Annotated in this window: 4 protein-coding genes; all 4 read right to left on the bottom strand. The window is 72.7% G+C overall.

The genetic code is table 11. The features are described from left to right. Window positions 1–390, bottom strand: a 390-nt coding sequence (locus tag ACE3Q3_RS23690; RefSeq protein ID WP_374450217.1) for a hypothetical protein, incomplete at its 3' end; no start/stop codon positions are given. Window positions 391–419: 29 nt separating this feature from the next. Then, window positions 420–1490 carry a PstS family phosphate ABC transporter substrate-binding protein gene (locus tag ACE3Q3_RS23685; RefSeq protein WP_374450216.1) on the bottom strand — a complete coding sequence of 357 codons (1071 nt, stop codon included), beginning with the start codon at window positions 1488–1490 and terminating at the stop codon, window positions 420–422. Window positions 1491–1540: 50 nt separating this feature from the next. Beyond that, a complete protein-coding gene (locus ACE3Q3_RS23680) occupies window positions 1541–2314 on the bottom strand; it encodes a hypothetical protein (protein ID WP_374450215.1) in 774 nt (257 codons plus the stop codon). A 66-nt stretch (window positions 2315–2380) separates the two neighbouring features. Further along, window positions 2381–2884 (bottom strand): macro domain-containing protein, encoded by a 504-nt coding sequence (locus tag ACE3Q3_RS23675; RefSeq protein WP_374450213.1) that lies wholly within the window; start codon window positions 2882–2884, stop codon window positions 2381–2383. Window positions 2885–3106 lie beyond the last annotated feature (222 nt).

Here is a 3106-nt window from a genome sequence, read left to right as displayed (position 1 = left end):
GTATTCGCGATCGGCCTCGGTCAGTTCGCGGACCTGGCCGAAGGTCATCTGCAGGCCGGGCGCGAGGCCGATATGGCTCTCGATCTCCTTGAGCTTGTAGCCGGCGACGTCCATCAGGGCCGCGAAATCGTCGCGCGTGCGGGCATGGGATGGGTCGAGCTCGGCATGCCCCCGCGCGTACTGGGAATGCCGCCAGCCGAGGCGGAACAGGTCGAGAAAGTCGCTCCACAGCCGATCGACCCGGTCGCCGACCCAGTCGTCCGCGGGCAGTTCCTGCAGCGGTGCCACGACCACCCCATCGGCCGGAGCCGGCGCCGCCGGCTGGGCGGCGACCCGCGAGGGCACCAGTGCCGCCAGCGCGAGGGCGGCGAGAACGGGCAGGATGCGCATCGCGGGGTTCCTCCTCCGATCGCGACGGGTCAGCGCGACGACATCGGCGTCATGCGCTCGGCGATGCGCCGCTGCGCCAGACGGTCGGCCGGCGGCAGCGGGATCAGTCCCGCATTCGAGAGATAGCCGCCGGGGCCGAACGCCGCCTCGCTGGTTGCCTCCGCCAGCATCTCGTGGATGCCGCGCACCACGCCGATCCCGCTCCGGTTCCGGGAATGCTGCCGCTTGGCATAGAGGAAGAAGGCCCGTGTCTGTTCGTAGTCCAGCGACGACACGGTGGCGGCGTCGGGATGAACGCCGTCGAGCGCGAGCGCGATCAGGTTGCCGCCGCTGCCCGTCACGTCCGTCAGCGGCACCACGCCGATGGTGCCGGGTGGCGAGGCGAGCAGCACGGCCGCGACATCGAGCAGGGGCGCACTGACGATCGCCCCGTCGTCGCGCATGGTGATGCACTTCGCGCGGCGGTAGGCCGCCTCGAACAGCAGGCGGATGCCGCGGACGTAGCGGCAGCCCGCCTCCAGCACCAGGTCCTCGAAGAACCGCCGGGTGCTGCTGCCTTCGGCCGGGACGATGACCCGGATCGGCATGTTGGGCAGGTGCGGATCGATCTGCGACCAGCTCACGGCGCGGTTCGGCTCGAAGCCCTCCCCGACGGTGCGCTCGGCGGCTACGGCCTCGTACACCTGGCGCGTGGTCAGTTCCGGCGTCGGGTCGCCGCGGTTGGTGGCGAGGACGATCGCACCGAGCCCGATCTGGACCTCGACGATGTCGCGGACACCGTTTTCCAGGCAGGTCTCGCGCATCGTCGCCGGCATCCGGCGCGACAGGATGGCGATGTCCGGCGTCTCCGGCCCAATCCCGGAACAGAAGAACTCCATCGCCGGCCGCGTGTCGGCGAACCGCAGGTCCGGGCGCTGGACGCCCTGGTAGCGTTCGGCGAACGCGCCCGTGAGCTGGGTGGCGGTCATGACCGTCGAGTTCGAACTCACGATCAGGAGCCGGTCCCGGAGGGTCAGCATGCCCTGCGCGTATCCGGTTCCGGCGAGCCCGATGCTGGCGGCCACGGCGCCGGCCGCGAGGACGAGGAGCGAGCGGATCACGGCGGTCGACCTCCGGGTCGGGGCGGGCGGGACGGCGGCTCGCGGTCGGGTCACGATCGCCGCGGCCCGGCGGCGAGGGACTGCGCCAGCAGTTCCTGGATCGCCTGTTCGACGGCGAGGCGGCTGCGCACCCGGCCGGTCCACACGGCGACGCGCGGCTGCAGTCGCGCGTCGAGCAGGGCCGCGTCGTGGAGCGCCCCGGCCAGATCGCCGCGATCGAGCCCCCGGGCGATGCCGGCGACCGTGGCCTCTGTTCGTCCCGGCGGCGGCGGGGCGGCGAGACCGAGCCCGGCAGCGGCGGACTGGCCGCTCTGCAGGAGCCCATGGATCATGCCGGATTCGCCCCGTGCCTCGGCCAGCAGGGCGGCGCGGATGGCGAGGAATTCCCGGCGCAGTTCCGCCCGGCTGGGGACGCCCTGGGCGGCATGGCCGCGCAGCACGTCGACCAGCGGACGGTTCAGCCGGTCGGGGCCGGCCAGATCGAGCACGAGTTGGAGTTCGCGCTGCCAGGGGCGGGCCGACTGGGCGACGTTCTGCAGGTGCAGCAGGGCGACGAGATGGCGATCGTCGCGCGGCTGGTCGTCCGGAGCCTTCGCGGTCGGAGGGGGGGCCGCCGGCCGGGCGAGATCCTCCAGCCGGCGCAGGCGCTCCTCGACGATGCCGAGGCGGGCGGCGAGCGCCGCGACCGTCGCGGCGTCATCGGCGGCGGCCGCGACGCTGTCCGGCGCCCGCACGGCGGTCACCGCCGTCCGGGCGGACAGGAAACCGAGAGCGACGAGGCCGACCGTCGCCGCGGCGGCCGCCAGGGGGAGGACGATCCTCATATGCAGCCTCCATCCGCGCCATTCGACGCTCCGACCGGCCGGGGTGTCCGGCGGGCGCGACGCCGGCTATGCCAGCCCTTCGTCGGCACGCTGATCCTTGCGATAGACCGAGTAGACGATCACCGGAATGCCGAGCCCGCCGAGATGGTTCGCGATCAGGGGCTCGACGTCGGCCCAGTCGAGGCCGCCGACCCCGGTCGCCAGACGCGGCAGGGCAATGCTGGTCAGCTTCTCGGCGGCGACGATGCGGGCCAGCGCCTTGAGGGCGTGGTTGACGTTGGGCAGCGTCGCCTTGCCGGGCAGGCCGCCCGTCACCTTCGAGGGGTCCTGGGTGAGGAGGCTGACGATGCGGGCGCCGTTGCCGTCCTTGTCGACGCCGCCCCAGATCCAGGCCTCGCCCGGCTTCGGCCCCGCCTGCTGGCAATGGTGGCGGAAGTCCCGGACCATGGTCGGGTAGCGTTCGCGCAGCGCAAGCGCGAGACCGCTGGCGAAATGGTCGAAGGGGGCGACGCCGTGGACGATGGCGTCGGCGCGGCTGAGCAGGATGTCGCCTTCCACTGAACGGATCACGATCGGGTTTCCCTGTTGGGGTCGACGGATCGAGATTGCGGTCATTCCGGCCGGCGCGCGTTGCGCTGGATCAATAGAACCCGGGTGCCAGGTCCGGCGGACAGCGACCGCCGGGTCGTCGAACGGAGCCGGCGGGGGCGGCATACCCCGGCCCCCCCCGCCCCCCAAGACACAACCCCCCCCGGACCAAGGCCCCCACCACACCGCCAACCACGGGCGGCG

Source organism: Allostella sp. (assembly GCF_041913585.1).
Taxonomy (GTDB): Bacteria; Pseudomonadota; Alphaproteobacteria; order ATCC43930; family Allostellaceae; genus Allostella.
This window is presented reverse-complemented; position numbering and strand designations above follow the sequence as displayed.

What these genes read in the sequence shown, in the direction of transcription:
- ACE3Q3_RS23680 (WP_374450215.1), bottom strand. Translation starts at nt 2,314, where the DNA reads ATGAGGATCGTCCTCCCCCTGGCGGCCGCCGCGGCGACGGTCGGCCTC.